The sequence below is a fragment of the Streptomyces sp. SID14436 genome (genome assembly GCF_010548465.1).
In the GTDB taxonomy this organism is placed as follows: Bacteria; Actinomycetota; Actinomycetes; order Streptomycetales; family Streptomycetaceae; genus Streptomyces.
Genome location: NZ_JAAGMD010000562.1, coordinates 1 through 20,706, shown reverse-complemented (window position 1 = coordinate 20,706; position 20,706 = coordinate 1). Strand labels below are relative to the sequence as shown.

Here is a 20,706-nt window from a genome sequence, read left to right as displayed (position 1 = left end):
CGACCGGCCCGGCGTCACGCTCTCCCGGGCCGAGGCGGGCACGGGCGGCACGGTCACCGTACGCGGCGCCGGCTGGCGGCCCCGCGCCCTGCTGACCCTGCTGATCTGCGGGCGCTTCCTGCCGTCGTCGGGCGTCCCGGACGGCACCGACTCCTGCGCCGACGCCGACGGCCGCGCGGTGACCACCGACGGGTCCGGCCGGTTCCGGCGCACCCTGCCGGTGGTGGAACCGCCGGTGCCCTGCCCGTGCGTGGTGCACGCCGAGACGGTGACCGGGGCGCGAACGCGGAGGCCGACGCGGCACTCAGGGTGGCCGGGCACACGGTGGAACCGCTGCCCGCGGAGCGGACCGGGGGACGGCTGTCCGTCCTCACCGGCACCCGGCTGGAGGGGGACTCCGGCCTGCTGACCCGGTTCGGCTCACCGCCCGCCCGGACCCTGGCGTTCACCGTCGGCAACGTGGGCACCTCCCCGGTGCGCGACCCGGTCTTCCGGGTCGGCACCTCGCGCGGCGTCCACGCCCCGCAGTGGCAGGACCTGCCCTGGCGCGGCACCGTCGAGCCGGGCGGCACGGCCCGCGTCGGCCTGCCGGTGGAGCTCGCCGCGGGCGCGCACGGCGACTGCACCGTCACCGTCACCTACGGCGGCCGGATCCTCGCCGAGGAACCCTGGACCGAGCCCCGCCCCTGGGGCGTGACCCTGTTCTGGACCCTCACCGCCCTCGTCGTACCGGCCGCCCTGCACCACGCGGGCCTCACCCTGCTGGACCGGCTGCGCCGGCGCACCCCCGCGGGGACCCGGTCCGGGTGAGCCGGCCCGGTTTCCTCAACTTTCGCTCAGAATCCGGCGCTGCGTTTGTTCCGACGATCATGAGGCGTATAACGTCGCGTCGTTCGCGTGAGTGAACGCCAACTGATGTTGCGTCGGGCGCAACGGAGCACGTGACGACCGACCGACCGTGCTCCTCGTCCGGCGCCGGAAAGAGGAAGCGAATGTTCTGGGGGAAGAAAGTCGCCGGCGGTGCGCTGGCCGCCGTGCTGATGGCCACCGGTACGAGCCTGGTGACCCCGGCTCCGGCCGAGGCCGCCGCCGCGAAGTACGCGTGCAAGGCCGAGGTGCACCTGGACCTGGGCCGGCCCAAGGCCACGTCGTCGTGCAAGAAGTCCGGATCCGGCAAGAAGGTGAGCAAGCACCGCGTCAAGCTGGTGTGCGACGTCGTCCGTGGGCGGGGCACCCCGCACTCAGTGCCGTGGACGCTCTACGGGCCGTGGAAGAAGCCGGGGCAGAAGTCGACCGTGAAGTGTGGGTTCAGCAGCTTCACCCGGTCCTGGAGCGTGCAGACGAAGGCCTGACGGCCGGACCGGCGCACGGCAGGGGCCGCCGCACCCGAGGGGGTGCGGCGGCCCCTGCCGTGTTCCCGGGGTGACGTCAGTGGACGTCGCCCATCCGGGACTTGACGTTGCGGCGGTACATGAAGACCGCCACGCCCGCGAGTGCGGCGAGGGCCGCCTGCACGGCGACCGCGGCGGAGCCGCTGAGGTCCACGCCGCCGACGGCCGGGTTGGACATCAGGCCGGTGACCGAGTCGCCCGCGGTGACCGCGAGGAACCACACGCCCATCATCTGGCTGGCGTACTTGGCCGGCGCCATCTTCGTGGTCACCGACAGGCCCACCGGCGAGAGGCACAGCTCGCCCACGGTCATGAAGAAGTAGATGCCCACCAGCCACATCGGGCTGACCGCGGTGCCGTCGGCCGCCATGGCCAGCGGGATCAGGAAGAAGAAGAACGACACGCCGATCAGGATCAGCGCCATCGAGAACTTCACGATGGTGCTCGGCTCCTTGCCCCGGCGGTTCAGCCACAGCCAGACCGACGCGAAGACCGGGGCCAGCGCCATGATGAACAGCGGGTTCAGCGACTGGTACCAGGAGGACGGGAAGTCGAAGCCCAGCAGCGAACCGGAGGCCTTGCCCTCACCGAACGCCTGCACCGTGGACGCGCCCTGGTCGTAGATCATCCAGAAGACGGCGGCGGCGACGAAGAACCAGATGTAGCCGGTCATCTTCGACTGCTCGTCGGCGGAGAGGTCCTTGTCGCGCTTGATGCGCAGCAGCACGCCCGCCGGGACGAGCAGACCGATGACGGTGAGCGGGATCATCGCCCAGTTCAGGGTGAAGTGACCGGTGAAGCCGACGACGCCGTAGAAGACGGCGGTGACGGCCGTCCAGACCAGGCCCTTGCGCAGCCAGGCGGCGCGCTCCTGCGCGGCCAGCGGCTTGGGGACGACGCTGCTGACCGGGCTCAGGTTGCGGGTGCCCAGCAGGAAGGCCGCGAGGCCGATCGCCATGCCGACCGCGGCCATGCCGAAGCCGAGGTGCCAGCTCACCTTCTGGCCGACGGTGCCGATGGCCAGCGGGGCGAAGAAGGCACCCATGTTGATGCCCATGTAGAAGATCGTGAAGCCGCCGTCGCGCCGCGGGTCCTGCGGGCCGTCGTACAGATGGCCGACCATGGTGGAGATGTTGGCCTTGAGCAGGCCTGAACCGACCGCGACGAGTGCCAGACCGGCGAAGAACGGCGCCTGGCCGCCGGGGAGGGCCAGCACCACGTGGCCGGACATGATGGTGACGGCGGCGATGGCCACCGTCCTGCGCGGCCCCCAGACGCGGTCGCCGAGCCAGCCGCCGGGCATCGCGAGCAGATAGACCATCGCCGAGTACACGGAGACGATCACGGTGGTGGTGGCCACGTCCATGGCCAGACCACCGCCCATGCTGTCCTTGCCCGCGTCCGGACCGCCGGACAGCAGGTAGACGGTGAGCAGGGCTTTCATGCCGTAGTAGGAGAACCGCTCCCACATCTCGGTCATGAAGAGAGTGGCCAGTCCGCGGGGGTGGCCGAAGAAGGTCTTCTCGGTTCCGGGGGTACCCGGGCTGACCGAATCCTTCGTCAGGCTGGACGCCATGGTCGTTCCTCGTGGGTCGGGACGCGTCAGCGCGAAGGTGCACGCGCCCGGTGGGGGGAGCCGGCACCGGCGGGCCGTGCCGTCCACCCCACGCCCGGGGGAGTCCGCTCCGGATCGCGGAGCGGCGGACGGCGACCACCGGGATCCACGCCTTCCGCACGGTGATGCGCGCGACAGGCCCGGCAACAGGTCGTTCCTTCCGGGACCGGCGGGGAGGGGACCCGCACCGGTCCGCACACGAAAGAGACCTTCAGCGTCGAATGCGCCAAAGGTCTCCATGGTGCAACAGGCGTTGGTTCACCATACGGCAGGACACAGCCGGATATGGAAGGGTTTGAGACACGAATCACAGGTTTCGGGGAACTTCGGTCACCCATTCGAAGGTCCCTCCACCCTCGCACCTCGCAGCCGCAGGCCCGACGGCGGGGGCCGCGAGGGGGCCGCGGCGGCGGTCGGCGGCGCGGGACGGGTGGGGAACGGGTGCGGGGGCCGGGCCGGTGGATCACACCCCTGCCCTGGTGACAGCGGGACTACCATCACTCCATGACCCGTGTACTGCTCGCCGAGGACGACGCGTCCATTTCGGAGCCGCTGGCCCGCGCCCTGCGCCGGGAGGGCTACGAGGTCGAGGTCCGCGAGGACGGCCCCAGCGCGCTCGACGCCGGAATGCAGGGCGGTGTCGACCTGGTGGTGCTGGATCTCGGGCTGCCCGGCATGGACGGTCTGGAGGTGGCCCGCCGGCTGCGCTCGGAGGGGCACGCGGTGCCCATCCTGATCCTGACCGCCCGCGCCGACGAGGTGGACACGGTCGTCGGCCTCGACGCCGGTGCCGACGACTACGTCACCAAGCCGTTCCGCCTCGCCGAACTCCTCGCCCGGGTCCGGGCCCTGCTGCGGCGCGGCGCCGCCGAACCGCAGCAGCCGCCCGCCACCCACGGCGTCCGGATCGACGTCGAGTCGCACCGGGCCTGGATGGGCGAGGAGGAACTCCAGCTCACCGCCAAGGAGTTCGACCTGCTGCGGGTACTGGTCCGGGACGCGGGCCGGGTCGTCACCCGTGACCAGCTCATGCGCGAGGTCTGGGACACTACCTGGTGGTCGTCGACCAAGACGCTCGACATGCACATCTCCTGGCTGCGCAAGAAGCTGGGTGACGACGCGGCCAACCCCCGCTACATCGCCACCGTGCGCGGTGTCGGTTTCCGCTTCGAGAAGAGCTGAGCCCCCGCCGGGGCCGCCGCCGGACGAGAGACATGCGTAACAGGCCATGCGTCGCCGTCTGATCCAGTCCACGCTCGCCGTGGTGCTCGTCGTGATCGCCGTCTTCGGCGTCTCCCTGGTGATCGTCGAGACGCGCACCATCAGCGAGACCGCGCGCGAACGCGTGGAGTCCGAGGCGGTGCGGCTGGCCAGCATCGTCGACAGCCGGCTGCTCGTCGAGGAGAAGATCAGCGCCGAGATCCTCAGCGACCAGATCACCGAGGACCGCTACGCCGTCGTCGCCATCCCCGGGCGCGAACCCATAGAGATCGGCACGAAACCCGACGGCGACGTCATCAGCGCCTCCGCCCCCGGCAAGGAGGGCGAGACGGTCACCGTGCAGGAACCGCGCTCCTCCGTGACCCGCGAGGTCGGCCGCACCCTGCTGATCATCGGCCTGGTGGCGCTGCTCGCGGTGATCGCCGCGGTGCTGCTGGCGGTGCGCCAGGCGAACCGGCTCGCCTCCCCGCTGACCGACCTCGCGGAGACCGCCGAACGCCTCGGCTCCGGCGACCCCCGCCCCCGGCACCGGCGCTACGGCGTGCCGGAGCTGGACCGGGTCGCCGACGTGCTGGACTCCTCCGCCGAGCGCATCGCCCGCATGCTGACCGCCGAGCGGCGCCTGGCCGCCGACGCCTCGCACCAGCTGCGCACCCCCCTGACCGCGCTGTCCATGCGCCTGGAGGAGATCACCCTCACCGACGACCCGGACACCGTGAAGGAGGAGGCGACCATCGCGCTGACGCAGGTGGAACGGCTCACCGACGTGGTCGAGCGGCTGCTGACCAACGCCCGCGACCCGCGCACCGGCTCCGCCGTCACCTTCGAACTGGACGAGGTCATCCAGCAGCAGCTCGCCGAGTGGCGCCCCGCCTACCGCAGCGCGGGCCGCGCCATCGTCAGCTCCGGCAAGCGCAACCTGCGGGCGGTGGGCACGCCCGGGGCGGTCGCCCAGGTGCTCGCCGCGCTGATCGAGAACTCCCTGATGCACGGCGGCGGCACGGTCGCCCTGCGCACCCGGGTCACCGGCAACCAGGTCGTCGTGGAGGTCACCGACGAGGGGCCCGGGGTGCCCGGCGAGCTGGGTGCCCGGATCTTCGAGCGGGCGATCAGCGGCCACAACTCCACCGGCATCGGCCTCGCGGTCGCCCGTGACCTCGCCGAGGCGGACGGCGGGCGGCTGGAGATGCTCCAGGCGCAGCCCCCGGTCTTCGGCCTGTTCCTGTCCCGGACGCCCCCGCAGAAGTCCGCCGACGAGGACGGCCGCCGCACGGTCCGCTGACGGCGCGCGGAACCGGCCCCTACGGCACGCGCTGGCGGGGGGCGGTGCCCCGCGGACCGCCCCCGGCGACCGGGCCCACGGCGGGCTCGCGCACCGGCAGCGCCCGGAACACCCAGCTGCGGTAGGACCAGAAGCGGAACAGCGTGGCCACGCCGATGCCGAGGAACTTGAAGATGTTGCTCTGCAGCGGGCTGTCCCAGCCGAAGCCGTACGTCGCCGTGTAGAGCACGCCGTTCTCGATGACCAGGCCGACCGCGCTGAACAGCAGGAACAGCGACATCTCCCGGGTGCGCCGGGACTTGTCGCGGTCGCGGTAGGTGAAGTAGCGGAAGCCCACGTAGTTGAAGACGATCGCCACCACGGTGGCGATCACGCTCGCCCGCACCACCGGCAGGTCGGTCACCTGCCGTACCAGGTTGAACACACCCAGGTTGACCAGCACACCGGCCCCGCCCACCGCGCCGAACTTGGCCACTTCGCGGCAGAGCCGTCGGAGCCCCGTGGAACCGCGTTCCATCGCCAGCAGGCTCCCGTCCGTCGGATGCGTCAACCCAGCCATGCTAACCACCCGCTCGCGCGATCTTCCTGCGGACGGATGGACGAACGGGCCTGCAAACCGCCGATGGGGGGGCCGGGCGGCGGGCCCCGCCGGGCCCGACGTGCGGCGGACCGGGCGGGCGGGACCCGACGGAACCGGCCACCGGGCCGCGGCGGATACTCTGGGGAGGTGACATTCCCGGTAGTCGGCATGGTCGGCGGGGGTCAGCTCGCTCGTATGACACACGAGGCGGGCATCCCGCTCGGCATCAGGTTCAAGCTCCTCAGCGACACTCCGCAGGATTCCGCGGCGCAGGTCGTCGGCGACGTCGTCGTGGGCGACTACCGCGACCTGGACACGCTGCGCGCGTTCGCCCGCGGCTGCGACGTGATCACCTTCGATCACGAGCACGTCCCCACGGAACACCTCCGGGCCCTGGAGGCCGACGGCATCCCCGTCCGCCCCGGCCCCGACGCGCTGGTGCACGCCCAGGACAAGGGCGTCATGCGCGCGAAGCTCGACGCGATCGGCGTGCCCTGCCCGCGGCACCGCATCGTCGCCGACCCGCGGGACGTGGCCGCGTTCGCCGCGGAGGGCGACGGATTCCCCGTCGTGCTGAAGACCGTCCGCGGCGGCTACGACGGCAAGGGCGTGTGGGTCGTCGGCTCCGAGGCCGAGGCCGCCGAACCGTTCAAGGCCGGCGTGCCCGTGCTCGCCGAGGAGAAGGTCGACTTCGTGCGCGAGCTGGCCGCCAATGTGGTGCGCTCCCCGCACGGCCAGGCCGTCGCCTACCCGGTCGTGGAGTCCCAGCAGGTGGACGGCGTCTGCGACACGGTGATCGCGCCGGCTCCCGGCCTCGACGAGGAGCTCGCGCTGCGCGCCGAGGAGATGGCGCTGAACATCGCCAAGGAGCTGGGCGTCGTCGGCCACCTCGCGGTCGAGCTGTTCCAGACCCGCGACGGCCGCATCCTCGTCAACGAGCTGGCGATGCGCCCCCACAACTCGGGCCACTGGTCCATGGACGGCGCGATCACCTCGCAGTTCGCCAACCACGTGCGCGCCGTCCTCGACCTGCCGCTCGGCGACCCGCGCCCGCGCGCGCCGTGGACGGTCATGGTCAACGTCCTGGGCGGCGACTACCCGGACATGTACTCCGCGTACCTGCACTGCATGGCCCGCGACCCGCGGTTGAAGATCCACATGTACGGCAAGGACGTGAAGCCCGGCCGCAAGGTCGGCCACGTCAACACCTACGGCGACGACCTCGACGACGTGCTGGAGCGCGCCCGTCACGCAGCCGGATACCTGAGAGGGACGATCACCGAATGAGCCCGAGCCCGGTCGTAGGCATCGTCATGGGGTCGGACTCCGACTGGCCCGTCATGGAGGCCGCCGCCAAGGCCCTCGACGAGTTCGAGATCGCCTACGAGGTCGACGTCGTCTCCGCGCACCGCATGCCCCGCGAGATGATCGCCTACGGCGAGCAGGCCGCGGACCGCGGGCTGAAGGCGATCATCGCCGGTGCGGGCGGCGCCGCCCACCTGCCCGGCATGCTCGCCTCGGTCACCCCGCTGCCGGTGATCGGCGTGCCGGTGCCGCTGAAGCACCTCGACGGCATGGACTCCCTGCTGTCCATCGTGCAGATGCCGGCCGGCGTCCCGGTCGCCACCGTCTCCGTGGCCGGCGCGCGCAACGCGGGCCTGCTCGCGGTCCGCATGCTCGCCGCCCATGACGAGGAACTCCTCGGCCGCATGCGGGAGTTCCAGCAGGAGCTCAACGACCAGGCCACCGAGAAGGGCAAGCGTCTGCGGGCCCGGGCCGAGGGCTCCGGCGCCGGCTTCGGCTTCGGCAAGTGAGCGGGGTGGGTGCCATGACGTCCCTCGACGACGCCCGCGCGCTGCTGGCCGAGTTCCCTGTCGTCGACGGGCACAACGACCTGCCGTGGGCGCTGCGCGAACAGGTCCGCTACGACCTCGACGCCCGCGACATCGGCGGCGACCAGTCCGCCCACCTGCACACCGACATCCCCCGGCTGCGGGCGGGCGGCGTCGGCGCGCAGTTCTGGTCGGTGTACGTCCGCGCGGACCAGCCGGACCCCGTCCCCGCCACCCTCGAACAGATCGACTGCGTACGGCAGTTGCTGGACCGTCACCCCAAGGACCTGGCGCCCGCGCTGACCGCCGCCGACATGGAGGCGGCCCGGGCCGACGGCCGCATCGCCTCCCTCATGGGCGCGGAGGGCGGCCACTCGATCGCCAACTCCCTGGGCACCCTGCGGGGGTTGTACGACCTCGGCGTGCGCTATCTGACGCTCACCCACAACGACAACGTGGACTGGGCCGACTCGGCGACCGACGAGCCCCGGGCAGGCGGCCTGACCGCGTTCGGCCGCGAGGTCGTGCGGGAGATGAACCGGCTCGGCATGCTGGTCGACCTCTCCCACGTCGCCGCCACCACCATGCGGGACGCGCTGGACGCCACCTCAGCGCCGGTGATCTTCTCGCACTCCTCCGCCCGCGCTGTCTGCGACCACGCGCGCAACATCCCCGACGACGTGCTGGAACGGCTGCCCGCCAACGGCGGTGTGGCGATGGTGACGTTCGTGCCGAAGTTCGTGCTCCAGGCCGCCGTCGACTGGACGGCCGCGGCCGACGAGAACATGCGGGCCCACGGCTTCCACCACCTCGACACCACGCCCGAGGCGATGAAGGTGCACCACGCCTTCGAGGAGCGCCACCCCCGCCCGGTCGCCACGACGGCCACGGTGGCGGACCACCTGGACCACATGCGCGAGGCGGCCGGCATCGACCACCTGGGCATCGGCGGCGACTACGACGGCACCGCCTTCACCCCCGACGGCCTGGACGACGTCTCCGGCTACCCGAACCTCCTCGCGGAACTGCTGGACCGCGGCTGGTCCCGCGCCGACCTGGCCAAGCTGACCTGGCAGAACGCGGTACGGGTGCTGGGCGCGGCGGAGGACGTGGCCCGCGGCCTGCGCACCACCCGCGCCCCGTCGAACGCCACGCTCGCCTCCCTCGACGGCTGACGGCCACCGGGGGCACCTCCACGGGGGCGCGGCGCACGGCGCCGGGCCCCCGGCCCGTACCTCGAACGCCCCGCCCACCAGGCACTCTCCCGGGCCGGCGTGCCACGGTGACCGTGTTGCGCGCACACGGACACGCGGTCGGCCACGGCGATCGCACACCGAGGTCACGAGTACGGAGCCCGTTATGGCCGATCTCCAGGACGAGCTGCACCCCGCCACCGAGGTCGGCCGTCCCGACGAGCCGGCCGAGTCCGTCCTCGACGAGGCGGTCGTCGTCCCCCCGGATCCCGGCCTGCCCCTGTCCGCGCCGGACGACAGCCCGCTGTCCCGGGCCCGCGCCCTCCTCGCCGTCCATCCGGTCGCCGACGGCTGCAGCGGACTGCCGGGGGTGCTGCGCGACCTCCCCTGGTACGACCTCGACCTCGGGGACCGGGCCGTCGAGGCGGATCTGCCGCGACTGCGCGACGGCGGGGTCGGCGCGGTGTTCTGGTCGCTGCGGCTGCCCGACGACGGCGACGGCGGGCACGCGGTGGTCGCCGCCCTGGACCAGCTGGACCTGGCCCGGTCGGTGGTCGCCGCGCACGACGAGGGGCTGCTGCCGGCCCGCACCGCCGGGGAGATCGCCGACGCCCGCAACCGCGGCCGGATCGCCGTGCTGTTCGGGCCCGTCGGCGCCCGGGCGACGGGTGACTCGCTGGGGGTGCTGCGCGCCCTGCACGGCCTCGGGCTGCGGGTGCTCTCCCTGCACGGCACCTCCTGGGCGGGCCCCGCCGGGCTGACCCGCTTCGGCGAGGAGGTGGTGCGGGAGATGAACCGGCTCGGGGTGCTGCCGGACCTCACCGACGCCTCCGCGCGGACGGTCCGCCGGGTCCTCGACGTCTCCCGGGCGCCCGTGCTCTTCAGCCGCTCCGCCGCGCGTGCCCTGCGCCCCCACCCCGCGAACCTGCCCGACGACCTGCTCGCCGAGGTGGGCGCGGCCGGCGGGCTGTGCCTGGTGCCGCTGACGGCCGAGCAGACGGGCCCGACCGTCCGGGACGTCGCCGACCATCTCGACCACGTCCGCAGGACGGCCGGGCCCGAGTGCGTCGGCCTCTCCGGCACCTACGACACCGGCGCCGCTCACCCGCAGGAGCTCCCCGACACCTCCGGCTACCCGAAGCTGGTCGCGGAGCTGCTGCGGCGCGGCTGGTCGGAGCCCGAGGTGGGCCTGCTGACCTGGGGCAACATCCAGCGGGTGCTGCGCGGCGCGGACTTCACCGCCCGCGCCGCCCGGCACCGGCGGCCCCCGTCGACGGCCACGCTCACGGACCTCGACGGAACCGGCCGCTGACCGGGCGCGGCTACGGCTGCTCCACCCGGCACAGGCAGAACGGGTGCCCGGCCGGGTCGGCGTACACCCGGAAGCCCTTCTTCTCGTCGTCCTCCCGGTCCAGCACCCGCGCGCCGAGCGCCAGCACCTTGCCCTCGGCCTCGTCGACCTCCGCCCAGGTGCCCCCGGCGTCGAAGTCGAGGTGGAACTGCTGCGAGTCGTGATCGGCGCTCGGCCAGTCCGGCGGGGCGTACCCCTCGGCCCGCTGGAAGGCGAGCCGCGGCCCGGCGGGGATCTGGAGCACCACCCAGTCCGCGTCCTGTTCCTCGGGGACGCCGCCCCCGACGGCCGCGTAGAAGCGGGCCAGCTCACGGGGCTCGGGGCAGTCGACGACGACGGAGCGCAGGCGCGCCACGGCGGCCATGGGTCCTCCCTGGGTCAGCAGGCGCAGAGGCAGAACGGGTGCCCCGCCGGGTCCGCGTAAACCCGGAAGGTCCGCGTGCGGTCCTCGGTGTCCAGCGGACGGGCGCCGAGCGCCAGCACCTCCTTCTCGGCGGTGTCCAGGTCCTCGACCTCCAGGTCGAGGTGGAACTGCTGCGAGTGGTCGGGCGCGGGCCACCGCGGCGGCACGTGGCCCGGGGCGCGCTGGAAGGCGAGGAGCGGGCCGCCGGGCACCTGGACCTGCACCCAGTCGCCCTCGCCGTCGGGGGTGCCGCCGACCACGTCGGCGTAGAAACCGGCCAGGGCGCGCGGGTCCGGACAGTCCAGGACGACGGCGCCCACCTTGGCAACGGACATGGTTCCTCCTCGGTTGTTACCTCAATACACGAGTAACCGGTAACGGTTACTGCATGCTCCCGCATTGCCGGTAACCTCGCAAGGGAGAACGAGAGGTACCGTCCACCCATGAGTGAGAGAGCGGCCCCGCCCGGCGGGCCGGCGCTGATCCAGGCCCTGGTCAACACCGTGGACCTGGAGTCGGGCGCCGACGCCCTCGACACGGCGGACGGGCGCGCGCCCTTCGGACTGACCGGCGAGGACGTCCCCGCCGCCCGGGAACTGCGCGAGTCGCTGCGCGCCGCCCTGCTCGCCCACGCCGGCCACCCGCCGCACCGCCCCGTGACCCCGCTCGGCGACCTGCTCGCCCGCGCCCCGCTGGTCGTCACCGTCGACCCGGCGGACGGCTCCGCCGCCCTCGCCCCCCTCGACGGCGCCCCCCTGCTCTCCCGGGTCGCCGCGGCCGTCGCGGAAGCGGTCACCGCGGGCACCTGGGACCGCCTGAAGGCCTGCGAGGCCGCCACCTGCCACTGGGCGTACTACGACCGCAGCCCCGCCGGACGGGGCCGCTGGTGCTCGATGCAGGTGTGCGGGGCCCGCGCCAAGATGCGCCGCTACCGGGCGAAGGAGCCGCGGTAGCGGACGCCGGACGGCCCGGGCGCGGGGCGCGCGGGCCCGACGAGTGCGCCCCGAGTGGCCGCGACCACACCCGGGCGGGGCCGCGTGGTGCAGAATGCAACAGGACGCCGGTTCGGCCGACTGAGCCTCGGCCGAACCGGCGTCCTCCGTCGTCTCAGGCGGTGGGCCGCCCCATCGCGCGGTAACGCCATCCGGCCCGGCGCCACACCCCGGCGTCCAGCGCGTTGCGCCCGTCCAGGATCAGCCGCTCCGCGGCCACCTCGCCCAGCGCCGCCGGATCCAGCTCACGGAACTCCCGCCACTCCGTCAGGTGCAGGACCGCGTCCGCCCCGCGCACCGCCTCCAGCGCCGAGTCGGCGTAGCCCAGGGTGGGGAAGACGGTCCGGGCGTTGTCCATGCCCTTGGGGTCGTAGACCGTGACCTGGCCGCCCTGGAGGTGGATCTGCCCGGCGACGTTCAGCGCGGGCGAGTCCCGCACGTCGTCCGAGTCCGGCTTGAACGTCGCGCCCAGCACCGCCACCCGCTTGCCGAGGAACGGCCCGCCGCCCAGCGCCTGCCGGGTCAGCTCCACCATCCGGCCGCGCTGGCGCATGTTGATGGAGTCGATCTCCCGCAGGAACGTCAGCGCCTGGTCCGCGCCCAGCTCACCGGCGCGTGCCATGAACGCCCGGATGTCCTTCGGCAGGCAGCCGCCGCCGAAGCCGATCCCGGCCCGCAGGAACTTCGCCCCGATGCGGTCGTCGTAGCCGATGGCCTCCGCCAGCTTGGCGACGTCGCCGCCCGCGGTCTCGCACACCTCCGCCATGGCGTTGATGAAGGAGATCTTCGTCGCCAGGAAGGAGTTCGCGGACGTCTTCACCAGCTCCGCGGTCGGGAAGTCGGTCACCACGAACGGCGACCCCTCCTCGATGGGGCCCGCGTACACCTCCCGCAGCAGCTTCTCGGCCCGCTCGCTGCGCACGCCCACCACGATCCGGTCCGGGTGCAGCGTGTCCCGCACGGCGAAGCCCTCCCGCAGGAACTCCGGGTTCCACGCCAGCTCGGCGTCCGCGCCGGCCGGGGCGTGCTCGGCCAGGTAGGCGGCCAGCCGGTCCGCGGAGCCCACCGGCACCGTCGACTTGCCGACCACCAGGGCGGGGCCCTTCAGATGCGGGGCGAGCGACGCGAACGCGGAGTCCACGTACGACATGTCGCAGGCGTACTCACCGTGCCGCTGCGGCGTGTTCACGCAGACGAAGTGGACGTCGCCGAACTCGCCGGCCTCCGCCCAGTCCATCGTGAACCGCAGGCGCCCGCTGGAACCCTCGATCCCGGCGACGTGCCGGCGCAGCAGCTCCTCCAGCCCCGGCTCGTACATCGGGACCTCGCCGCGCCGCAGCGTGTCGATCTTCTCCGGCACGACGTCGAGCCCCAGCACCTCGAACCCGAGCTCCGCCATGGCCGCCGCGTGCGTCGCGCCGAGATAACCGGTCCCGATCACGGTGATCTTGAGGGCCATGGGTGCTCCAGGGGTATACGGCACAGTGCGGGCCCGAGCATATCCGGGCCCCCGGGGGACGGGAGCGAGGGGCAGCGGGACCGCTGTCGTCAAGCTCACCTATCCACCACCACGGACGGAGCTCTAAAATTGGGCGTTACTTAACAGTAGTTAGCGCCAGTATCGCAGCGTTTTTGGAGCGTGAGAGACCTTGGCCGGATCGGCTGACTTCGACCTGTACCGCCCGTCCGAAGAGCACGACATGCTCCGCGACGCCGTCCGCTCCCTGGCCGAGGCGAAGATCTCGCCGCACGCCGCCGCGGTGGACGAGGAGGCACGCTTCCCGCAGGAGGCACTCGACGCGCTGGTCGCGAACGACCTGCACGCCGTCCACGTGCCCGAGCAGTACGGCGGTGCCGGCGCCGACGCGCTCGCCACCGTCATCGTCATCGAGGAGGTCGCCCGCGCCTGCGCCTCCTCCTCCCTCATCCCCGCCGTCAACAAGCTGGGCTCCCTGCCGGTGCTGCTCTCCGGCTCCGAGGACCTCAAGAAGCGGTACATGACCCCGCTCGCCAAGGGCGACGCGATGTTCTCCTACTGCCTCTCCGAGCCGGACGCCGGCTCCGACGCCGCCGGCATGAAGACCAAGGCGGTCCGCGACGGCGACCACTACGTCCTCAACGGCGTCAAGCGCTGGATCACCAACGCGGGCGTCTCCGAGTACTACACCGTCATGGCGGTCACCGACCCCACCAAGCGCTCCAAGGGCATCTCCGCCTTCGTGGTCGAGAAGTCCGACGAGGGCGTCTCCTTCGGCGCGCCGGAGAAGAAGCTGGGCATCAAGGGCTCGCCCACCCGCGAGGTCTACCTGGACAACGTCCGCATCCCCGCCGACCGCATGATCGGCGAGGAGGGCACCGGCTTCGCCACGGCGATGAAGACCCTGGACCACACCCGCATCACCATCGCGGCCCAGGCCCTCGGCATCGCCCAGGGCGCCCTCGACTACGCCAAGGGCTACGTCCAGGAGCGCAAGCAGTTCGGCAAGCCGATCGCCGACTTCCAGGGCGTCCAGTTCATGCTCGCCGACATGGCCATGAAGATCGAGGCCGCCCGCCAGCTCACCTACGCCGCCGCGGCCAAGTCCGAGCGCGGCGACAGCGACCTGACCTTCCAGGGCGCCGCCGCCAAGTGCTTCGCCTCCGACGTCGCCATGGAGGTCACCACGGACGCCGTCCAGCTCCTCGGCGGCTACGGCTACACCCGCGACTACCCGGTCGAGCGGATGATGCGGGATGCGAAGATCACGCAGATCTATGAAGGCACGAACCAGGTCCAGCGGATCGTGATGGCCCGCAACCTGCCGTAACCGCGGCGGAGGCGGACAGGTGGGGGGTGCCCGGGCGACGGGCACCCCCCACTGCCGTCCGGGCCCGTCTGCGGGCGTGTCACCTGCGCCAGAACAGGTGGTGCGCCACACCGCTCGGGCTGGGCACGACCTCCAGGTGGTACCGGTCGAGCAGGTCGTCGGGGGAGTCCCACAGCCGCAGCCCGGAGCCGAGCTCCATCGGGGAGACCGCCACGTGCAGGGTGTCGACGAGGCCGGCGTCGAGGAACTGCCGCACGGTGGTGACCCCGCCGCCGAGCCGGACGTCCTTGCCGCCGGCCGCCTGACGAGCCAGCTCCAGGACCGTCTCCGGGTCGCCGTCGACGAAGTGGAACGTGGTGTCGGACAGCCTGACCGACGGCCGCGGATGGTGGGTCAGGACGAACACCGGGGTGTGGAACGGGGGCTCGTCCCCCCACCAGCCCTGCCACGTGTGGTCCTGCCAGGGCCCGCGCTGGGGCCCGAACTTGTTGCGCCCCATGATCTCCGCGCCGATGTTGTTCGTGAAGTCACGGGTGAAGTAGTCGTCGATACCCCGGGTCCCGCCGGGCTCGGTGCGGTTCGGCCAGCTCGCGGTCGCGCCGGCCCACGCGAAGAGCCGACCGGGGTCCACATGGCCGAAGGGCCGCTCCAGGCTCTGGTCCTCGCCCGCGCCGATCCCGTCGCTCGAGACGTTGAAGTTCTGCACTCTCAGCAGTTGCGGCACTGTCTCTCCCACTGACCGGAAAAATTGGTGACAGGGGGAGGACTCCCCGGGGCGGGGACACTCATCGCCTCCGGCTCACAGGAAACGCCGGATCGGGGTGACCGCCGCCTCGGCCAGCCGCGCGGGCAGGGGGCGGTGCCGCCAGCGGCGCGGGTCGATCGGCTCGCTCAGCTCGCGGTCGGCGTCGAAGTCGGCGTCGAGCCGCGCGGTGAAGTCCTCGTCGAGGACGGCCAGCATGACCTCCTCGTCGTGCTCCAGGGAGCGCCGGTTGAAATTGGTGGAGCCGATCAGGGAGCACACGCCGTCCACCGTGATGATCTTCGTGTGGAGCATCGTCGGCTGGTACTCCCGCACCTCCACGCCCGCGTCGGCCAGGTCCGCGTAGTGCTGCCGCCCGGCCAGCAGGCAGGCGCGCTGGTCGGTGTGCGGGCCCGGCAGCAGGATCTCCACCCGCACCCCCCGGCGGGCGGCGGCGCACAGCAGGCCGATGAAGTAGGGGTCGGGCGCGAAGTAGGCCGTGGACAGCCGGAAGCGTTCCCGCGCCGAGGTGATCACCACCCGCAGCAGCGTCTGCATGTCCTGCCAGCCGAAGCTCGCCGACCCGCGCACCACCTGGACCGTGGCGGTGCCCGGCTGCTCCTGGTCGGTGAAGCGGTCGCGGTCGTCGTACAGGTCGTCGTGGCACTCGGCCCAGTTCTGGGCGAAGGCCGCGGCTATTCCGTCCACGGCCGGCCCCCTGACCCGTACGTGGGTGTCGCGCCACTCGCCCGGGTTCCGGGCGTCGCCGCACCACTCCTGGGCGATGCCGACGCCGCCGGTGAACGCGGTGTGCTCGTCGGTGACCAGCACCTTGCGGTGGCAGCGGTGGTTCTGCCGCATCGGTGACAGCCGCGTGGGCTTGCGGAACCAGGCCACCTGCACGCCCGCCCGCTCCATCTCCGCCAGCAGCTCCGGCTCGATCTCCTTGGCGCCGAAACCGTCCAGCAGCAGCCGTACCCGCACGCCTGCGCGGGCCCGTTCGGCCAGGGCGTCGGCGAACTCCCGCGCGATGTCGCCCCGCCAGTACACGAACGTCATCATGTCGACGGTGTGCTCGGCGGCGCGGACGGCCGCCAGCATCTCGGGGAAGATCCGGTCGCCGTTGCGCAACGGCACCAGTTCGTTCCCCTCGGTGGCGGCGATGCCGAGAAGCCGCTCCAGGCGTCTGCGCAGTCTCTTCCGCTCCGTGTGTGCGGTCATGGGTGCCCTCCCCTGGGCCGTGCGACGGGTCTCCCCCCGGTGTCGCGCCGGTCCGGCCGGCGCGCCTCATCTCTTCTTGCCGGTGCCGGCGCTTCCAAGCAGACGCCCCCTCCCGGCGCGTCCGCGCGCGGGCGGGCGGAACGGACAATTCCGCCCTTCCTGTGGTGGTCATGGGGCGAGGGGCGTAGGACGGAGGGGCGGGGGCCGACCCCCGGCCCTCGCCGGAGTCCCGGGAGGAACCATGACGCAGCAATCCCACGCCGCCACCCCGATGAGCCAGGAGATGCAGGACTGCATCGACGCGTGCATGACCTGCCACGGCATGTGCGAACAGACCATGAGCCACTGCCTGCAGATGGGCGGCGACGCCCCCGTCGAGATCATGCGCGCGCTCATGGACTGCGCCGAGACGACCCGGCTGTGCGCCGACATGATGATGCGCCGCTCGCCGCTCGCCACCGAGATGTGCGCGCTGTGCGCCACGGCCTGCGACATGTGCGCGGAGGCGTGTATGAGCATGCCGGACGACGAGCAGATGATGCGCTGCGCCGAGGCGTGTCGCCGCTGCGCCGACTCCTGCCGCGCGATGGCCGGCGCCACGATGTGACACCGCCCGCCGCGACCGCCGAGGGGCACCCCCGCCCTGGGGTGCCCCTCGGCCGTCGACGCGCCGTCAGTTGCCCTTGACGGTGACCTTCTCGTCGTTGTTCAGCTCCTTCACGAGCTGCTTGACCTTCGCCTTGTCCCAGAGCAGGTTGCCTCCCGCGGAGCCCGCGACGGGCATGTTCATCGACGTGCCGTCGCCGCCGCTGACGCCCTTCATCGCCCAGAACATGTCCGCGAGGTCGAACAGGCCCATCTCCTTGTCGACGATCAGCGAGTCCAGTCCGGCGCCCATGGTCGGGTACAGCCTGAACGGGTTGAGCACCGTGCTGGGCGTGGCCACCTGGCTCGCCAGGGCGGAGAGGAACTTCTGCTGGTTCTTGGTGCGGTCCAGGTCCGAGCCCGCGAGCGCGTACCGGGTGCGCACGAAGGCGAGGGCCTGCTGGCCGTCCAGCGTCTGCTTGCCCTTCTTCAGGTCGGCGCCGGACTTGGTGTCCTTGATGTCCTGCGGGATGTCCATCTCGACGCCGCCGACCGCGTCCACGATGTTCGCGAAGCCGGCGAAGCCGATCTCGACGTAGTGGTCGATGCGCAGACCGGTGTTGAACTCCACCGTGCGCACCAGCAGTTCGGGCCCGTCCTCGGCGTAGGCGGCGTTGAGCTTCACCTGCCGGCCGGTGCCCGGGTACGTCTTGCCCGAGTCGGAGCCCTTGAACGAGGGGATCTCCACGTTGGAGTCCCGGGGCAGCGAGATCAGCGTGGACCCGTTGTCGCCGGTGTGCAGGATCATCATCGAGTCGGTGCGCTTGCCCTCGGCGGACCCCGTGCGCAGCTTCTTCTTCTGCTCGGAGGTCAGTCCGGCCCGGCTGTCGGAGCCGACGATGAGGTAGTTGGTGCCCGCGCCCTTCTCCGGCCGCTCGATCACCTTGGACAGGTCGACCTCGCGGTTCAGCTTGGAGTCGGCCCAGAAGTACGTGCCGACCATGGTGACGATCAGCACAGTGACGACGGTGACGGCCGTCCACTTGATGCGCCGGCGCCAGTCCGGGGCGGGGCGCTGCGGGTAGCGGCCGTCACCTCCCGGGCCGCCCGGACCGCCCGGCCCGGAGGGCCGCCCGTAGACCTGGCCGGTGTTGTAGCCGCTGCCGTAGCCGTCGTCGTAGCCGCCGTGACCGTGGCCGTCGACGTAGGACGGCTGGGGCGGCACGGAGCCGTAACCGCCGTGTGCCGGCGGGGCCGTCGGGCCCCGGCGGACCTGCCGCATCACGCGGGCGCCTTCGGGCTGTGCGCTCGCGCTGCCGCGGCCGTAGCGGCTGCCGCGGTGGTCGTCGGGCCGTGCGTCGGGCCAATCAGTCATGCGCAACAGTGTGCAGGTCCGGACGCCGTGCCATACAGGGTCGTCGGAAAATAAGGTCAGCGCTGTTGCGAAGCTGACACAAATTCCCCGGATGTCGCCTCCCATAAGGTGGAGGCCATGACAGATCAGGCCCCCGCCCCGCAGACGGACAGACCGGACATCCCGGGCAAGCCCACGTCCGCGTCCCGTACGACGCTCAGCCACATCATGACCCACAACGACACCAACCTGCTGGGGACGGTGCACGGCGGCGTCATCATGAAGCTGGTCGACGACGCGGCGGGCGCGGTCGCCGGGCGGCACTCCGGAGGGCCCGCGGTCACCGCGTCGATGGACGAGATGGTGTTCCTCGAACCGGTCCGGGTCGGCGACCTGGTCCATGTGAAGGCACAGGTCAACTGGACCGGCCGGACCTCGATGGAGGTCGGCGTGCGGGTGCTGGCGGAACGCTGGAACGAGTCCGCCCCCGCCACCCAGGTCGGCTCCGCCTACCTGGTGTTCGCGGCCGTCGACGCCGACGGCAGGCCGCGCCGCGTGCCGCCGGTACTGCCGGAGAGCGAGCGCGACAAGCGCCGCTACCAGGAGGCCCAGATCCGCCGCACGCACCGCCTCGCCCGCCGCCGGGCCATCATGGAGCTGCGCGAGAAGCGGGCCGCCGAGGGCTACGAGGACTGAGCCGGGCCCGCCCCGGGCCGGGACCGGCGGTCAGGTGCAGCCCACCTCGTCGCCCCGCACCACCCCGAACTCGTCCTGGCCCGGATCCGCGGCGCGCACCTTGCGCACCTTCTCGAAGTCGGCGCCGGCGATCACCTTGAGCGTGGCGCCCTGGCCCTTGACCGCGCGCAGCTCGCTGCCCGGCAGGGCGGCGGCCAGCGACTTCGCCGAGCGGTCCCAGCGCGGGTCGTAGACGACGACGGTGCGTTTCACGTCACGGTCGCGGGCGTTGGCCGGCGCCCGGGTGGTGGCGAAGCCGGTCGCCGCGAGGGCGGCGTCGACCCGGCGGCCCAGTCCGGCGGTCGCGGTGCCGTTCTCGACCTGCACCCGGATCTGCGCGGGGTCCACGGCCACCCGCTGCGCGCCGCCGTCCTTCGTCCGGGGCAGGGACAGCGGCTTGTCCCGGCGCAGCGCGTCGAAGATGTGCTCGGACTTCTCCGGGTCCCACTTCAGGGTCGAGCCCACGCCCGCCACCCGGTGCCCCATCTTGCCGATGGGCACCGTGGTGAACTCCGACGAGGAGGGCGAGAAGTTCCGCATCGCCCGTCCCAGGTCCAGCAGTTCGTCCGTGCCGAAGCCCTTGTCGGCGCGGACCGAGCCGAGCACCGCCCGGGTCACGTCGCGGAACTTCATCGGGTTGAGCAGGATGCCAGAGGAGGTGGCCCGCTCCACCAGCGCGGCCATGAAGCGCTGCTGGCGCTTCATCCGGCCCAGGTCGGCCGCCGCGTCGACGTACCGGGCCCGGACGTACTGCAGGGCCTCGCCGCCGTCCAGGGTGTGCCGGCCGGGGGCGAGGTCGAGCCCGGTGTGGGTGTCCTTGAGGCGCTGGTCGGTGCAGATCTCCACACCGCCGACGACATCGACGGTCTTCATGAAGCTGGTGAAGTCCAGCTCCAGGTAGTGGTCGATCTTCACCCGGGTCATCTTCTCGACCGTGCGCACGGTCAGCTGCGGACCGCCCTCGGCGTAGGCGGCGTTCAGCTTCAGGGGGTGCCCCTGGTGCTCCTTGCCGCTGACGCGGTCGGTGTGCGGGGGCGTCATCGCGTAGGAGTCGCGCGGCAGGCTCACCACGCTGGCCCGGTCCCGGTCCTCGGAGATGTGCACGATCATCATCGTGTCGGTGCAGTGGCAGGGCGCCCCGCCGAGCCGGTACTTGCGGCGCTCCTCCTTGCTGATCCGTTCGCGTCCGTCGGTGCCGACGAGCAGGATGTTCATGCCGTGGCCGGCCTCGGGGCGGTTCTTCATGTCCCGGAACGGGTCGACCCGGTCGATCTCCGAGTCCAGGCCGGTGAGCACCGCGTGCCCGATGCCCGCGGAGGCCAGCACCACCACCGACAGGGTGGTGACGGCCCGCATCGCCCAGCGCGCCCTGCGGCGGGCGGGCGGTCGCGGGCCGCCGCGG

The 20,706-nt window shown here is 72.3% G+C and carries 20 protein-coding genes and 1 pseudogene; 12 read left to right on the top strand and 9 right to left on the bottom strand.

The annotated features are described in order from the left end of the window. Both G3I53_RS19700 and G3I53_RS19695 read left to right on the top strand, forming a co-directional pair. Nucleotides 1–901: pseudogene (locus G3I53_RS19700) on the top strand (hypothetical protein); the annotation flags it as partial. 91 nt (nt 902–992) lie between these two features. Beyond that, nucleotides 993–1,352, top strand: coding sequence for a hypothetical protein (locus G3I53_RS19695; protein WP_164339179.1), 360 nt, complete (start codon nt 993–995; stop codon nt 1,350–1,352). A gap of 76 nt (nt 1,353–1,428) precedes the next feature. On the opposite strand, the gene G3I53_RS19690 is transcribed toward G3I53_RS19695, so the two are convergent. Continuing rightward, on the bottom strand, nt 1,429–2,967 hold the full coding sequence (locus G3I53_RS19690; protein WP_164339180.1) for an oligopeptide:H+ symporter: 1,539 nt from the start codon (nt 2,965–2,967) through the stop codon (nt 1,429–1,431). Nucleotides 2,968–3,510: 543 nt separating this feature from the next. On the opposite strand from G3I53_RS19690, the gene G3I53_RS19685 reads away from it, so the two are divergent. Together G3I53_RS19685 and G3I53_RS19680 are read left to right on the top strand one after the other, a co-directional pair. Next, a complete protein-coding gene (locus G3I53_RS19685) occupies nt 3,511–4,188 on the top strand; it encodes a response regulator transcription factor (protein WP_164339181.1) in 678 nt (225 codons plus the stop codon). A gap of 46 nt (nt 4,189–4,234) precedes the next feature. Beyond that, nucleotides 4,235–5,509, top strand: coding sequence for an ATP-binding protein (locus G3I53_RS19680; RefSeq protein ID WP_164339191.1), 1,275 nt, complete (start codon nt 4,235–4,237; stop codon nt 5,507–5,509). A gap of 19 nt (nt 5,510–5,528) precedes the next feature. Here the strand turns inward: G3I53_RS19680 and G3I53_RS19675 are convergent, their stop codons facing one another. Continuing rightward, complete coding sequence (locus G3I53_RS19675; RefSeq protein WP_164339197.1) at nt 5,529–6,026, bottom strand: GtrA family protein; 498 nt, start codon at nt 6,024–6,026, stop codon at nt 5,529–5,531. Nucleotides 6,027–6,236: 210 nt separating this feature from the next. Between G3I53_RS19675 and G3I53_RS19670 the strand changes: the two genes are divergently transcribed. The 4 genes from G3I53_RS19670 (at nt 6,237) to G3I53_RS19655 (ending at nt 10,426) form a co-directional block, all read left to right on the top strand. Next, nucleotides 6,237–7,376: a 5-(carboxyamino)imidazole ribonucleotide synthase gene (locus tag G3I53_RS19670; RefSeq protein WP_164339193.1), complete on the top strand. Its 1,140-nt coding sequence runs from the start codon at nt 6,237–6,239 to the stop codon at nt 7,374–7,376. Nucleotides 7,377–7,402: 26 nt separating this feature from the next. Next, nucleotides 7,403–7,903, top strand: a complete 501-nt coding sequence (gene purE / locus G3I53_RS19665; protein ID WP_164339199.1) for a 5-(carboxyamino)imidazole ribonucleotide mutase — start codon at nt 7,403–7,405, stop codon at nt 7,901–7,903. Nucleotides 7,904–7,917: 14 nt separating this feature from the next. After that, complete coding sequence (locus G3I53_RS19660; protein ID WP_164339195.1) at nt 7,918–9,096, top strand: dipeptidase; 1,179 nt, start codon at nt 7,918–7,920, stop codon at nt 9,094–9,096. Nucleotides 9,097–9,280: 184 nt separating this feature from the next. Beyond that, nucleotides 9,281–10,426, top strand: a complete 1,146-nt coding sequence (locus G3I53_RS19655; protein ID WP_164351251.1) for a dipeptidase — start codon at nt 9,281–9,283, stop codon at nt 10,424–10,426. A 10-nt stretch (nt 10,427–10,436) separates the two neighbouring features. On the opposite strand, the gene G3I53_RS19650 is transcribed toward G3I53_RS19655, so the two are convergent. After that, on the bottom strand, nt 10,437–10,829 hold the full coding sequence (locus tag G3I53_RS19650) for a VOC family protein (RefSeq protein ID WP_164338914.1): 393 nt from the start codon (nt 10,827–10,829) through the stop codon (nt 10,437–10,439). 14 nt (nt 10,830–10,843) lie between these two features. Beyond that, nucleotides 10,844–11,203 carry a VOC family protein gene (locus tag G3I53_RS19645; protein WP_164338913.1) on the bottom strand — a complete coding sequence of 120 codons (360 nt, stop codon included), beginning with the start codon at nt 11,201–11,203 and terminating at the stop codon, nt 10,844–10,846. Nucleotides 11,204–11,311: 108 nt separating this feature from the next. Between G3I53_RS19645 and G3I53_RS19640 the strand changes: the two genes are divergently transcribed. Next, entirely contained in the window at nt 11,312–11,821 is a 510-nt protein-coding gene (locus G3I53_RS19640) for a CGNR zinc finger domain-containing protein (protein ID WP_164438596.1), read from the top strand. Between the two features lie 154 nt (nt 11,822–11,975). Here G3I53_RS19640 and G3I53_RS19635 read toward each other — a convergent pair whose 3' ends face one another. Further along, nucleotides 11,976–13,319 (bottom strand): UDP-glucose/GDP-mannose dehydrogenase family protein, encoded by a 1,344-nt coding sequence (locus G3I53_RS19635; protein WP_164333530.1) that lies wholly within the window; start codon nt 13,317–13,319, stop codon nt 11,976–11,978. A gap of 190 nt (nt 13,320–13,509) precedes the next feature. On the opposite strand from G3I53_RS19635, the gene G3I53_RS19630 reads away from it, so the two are divergent. Continuing rightward, the gene (locus G3I53_RS19630; RefSeq protein WP_275404002.1) at nt 13,510–14,667 is read left to right on the top strand and encodes an acyl-CoA dehydrogenase; all 1,158 of its coding nucleotides are present in this window, start codon (nt 13,510–13,512) and stop codon (nt 14,665–14,667) included. 79 nt (nt 14,668–14,746) lie between these two features. On the opposite strand, the gene G3I53_RS19625 is transcribed toward G3I53_RS19630, so the two are convergent. Then, entirely contained in the window at nt 14,747–15,391 is a 645-nt protein-coding gene (locus G3I53_RS19625) for a dihydrofolate reductase family protein (protein WP_164333529.1), read from the bottom strand. Nucleotides 15,392–15,466: 75 nt separating this feature from the next. Continuing rightward, nucleotides 15,467–16,630, bottom strand: coding sequence for a phospholipase D-like domain-containing protein (locus tag G3I53_RS19620; protein WP_164333528.1), 1,164 nt, complete (start codon nt 16,628–16,630; stop codon nt 15,467–15,469). A gap of 241 nt (nt 16,631–16,871) precedes the next feature. On the opposite strand from G3I53_RS19620, the gene G3I53_RS19615 reads away from it, so the two are divergent. Beyond that, nucleotides 16,872–17,237 carry a four-helix bundle copper-binding protein gene (locus G3I53_RS19615; RefSeq protein ID WP_164333527.1) on the top strand — a complete coding sequence of 122 codons (366 nt, stop codon included), beginning with the start codon at nt 16,872–16,874 and terminating at the stop codon, nt 17,235–17,237. Nucleotides 17,238–17,303: 66 nt separating this feature from the next. On the opposite strand, the gene G3I53_RS19610 is transcribed toward G3I53_RS19615, so the two are convergent. After that, a complete protein-coding gene (locus G3I53_RS19610) occupies nt 17,304–18,590 on the bottom strand; it encodes an LCP family protein (RefSeq protein WP_164333526.1) in 1,287 nt (428 codons plus the stop codon). A gap of 117 nt (nt 18,591–18,707) precedes the next feature. On the opposite strand from G3I53_RS19610, the gene G3I53_RS19605 reads away from it, so the two are divergent. After that, nucleotides 18,708–19,265 (top strand): acyl-CoA thioesterase, encoded by a 558-nt coding sequence (locus G3I53_RS19605; protein WP_164333525.1) that lies wholly within the window; start codon nt 18,708–18,710, stop codon nt 19,263–19,265. 30 nt (nt 19,266–19,295) lie between these two features. Here G3I53_RS19605 and G3I53_RS19600 read toward each other — a convergent pair. Then, on the bottom strand, nt 19,296–20,706 hold a 1,411-nt coding region (locus G3I53_RS19600), incomplete at its 5' end, for an LCP family protein (RefSeq protein WP_239063990.1).

Coding starts and splice junctions, on each gene's coding strand:
- G3I53_RS19695 (WP_164339179.1), top strand. CDS start 993: ATGTTCTGGGGGAAGAAAGTCGCCGGCGGTGCGCTGGCCGCCGTGCTG.
- G3I53_RS19690 (WP_164339180.1), bottom strand. CDS start 2,967: ATGGCGTCCAGCCTGACGAAGGATTCGGTCAGCCCGGGTACCCCCGGA.
- G3I53_RS19685 (WP_164339181.1), top strand. CDS start 3,511: ATGACCCGTGTACTGCTCGCCGAGGACGACGCGTCCATTTCGGAGCCG.
- G3I53_RS19680 (WP_164339191.1), top strand. CDS start 4,235: ATGCGTCGCCGTCTGATCCAGTCCACGCTCGCCGTGGTGCTCGTCGTG.
- G3I53_RS19675 (WP_164339197.1), bottom strand. CDS start 6,026: ATGGAACGCGGTTCCACGGGGCTCCGACGGCTCTGCCGCGAAGTGGCC.
- purE (WP_164339199.1), top strand. CDS start 7,403: ATGGGGTCGGACTCCGACTGGCCCGTCATGGAGGCCGCCGCCAAGGCC.
- G3I53_RS19660 (WP_164339195.1), top strand. CDS start 7,918: ATGACGTCCCTCGACGACGCCCGCGCGCTGCTGGCCGAGTTCCCTGTC.
- G3I53_RS19655 (WP_164351251.1), top strand. CDS start 9,281: ATGGCCGATCTCCAGGACGAGCTGCACCCCGCCACCGAGGTCGGCCGT.
- G3I53_RS19650 (WP_164338914.1), bottom strand. CDS start 10,829: ATGGCCGCCGTGGCGCGCCTGCGCTCCGTCGTCGTCGACTGCCCCGAG.
- G3I53_RS19645 (WP_164338913.1), bottom strand. CDS start 11,203: ATGTCCGTTGCCAAGGTGGGCGCCGTCGTCCTGGACTGTCCGGACCCG.
- G3I53_RS19640 (WP_164438596.1), top strand. CDS start 11,312: ATGAGTGAGAGAGCGGCCCCGCCCGGCGGGCCGGCGCTGATCCAGGCC.
- G3I53_RS19635 (WP_164333530.1), bottom strand. CDS start 13,319: ATGGCCCTCAAGATCACCGTGATCGGGACCGGTTATCTCGGCGCGACG.
- G3I53_RS19620 (WP_164333528.1), bottom strand. CDS start 16,630: ATGACCGCACACACGGAGCGGAAGAGACTGCGCAGACGCCTGGAGCGG.
- G3I53_RS19615 (WP_164333527.1), top strand. CDS start 16,872: ATGACGCAGCAATCCCACGCCGCCACCCCGATGAGCCAGGAGATGCAG.
- G3I53_RS19610 (WP_164333526.1), bottom strand. CDS start 18,590: ATGACTGATTGGCCCGACGCACGGCCCGACGACCACCGCGGCAGCCGC.
- G3I53_RS19605 (WP_164333525.1), top strand. CDS start 18,708: ATGACAGATCAGGCCCCCGCCCCGCAGACGGACAGACCGGACATCCCG.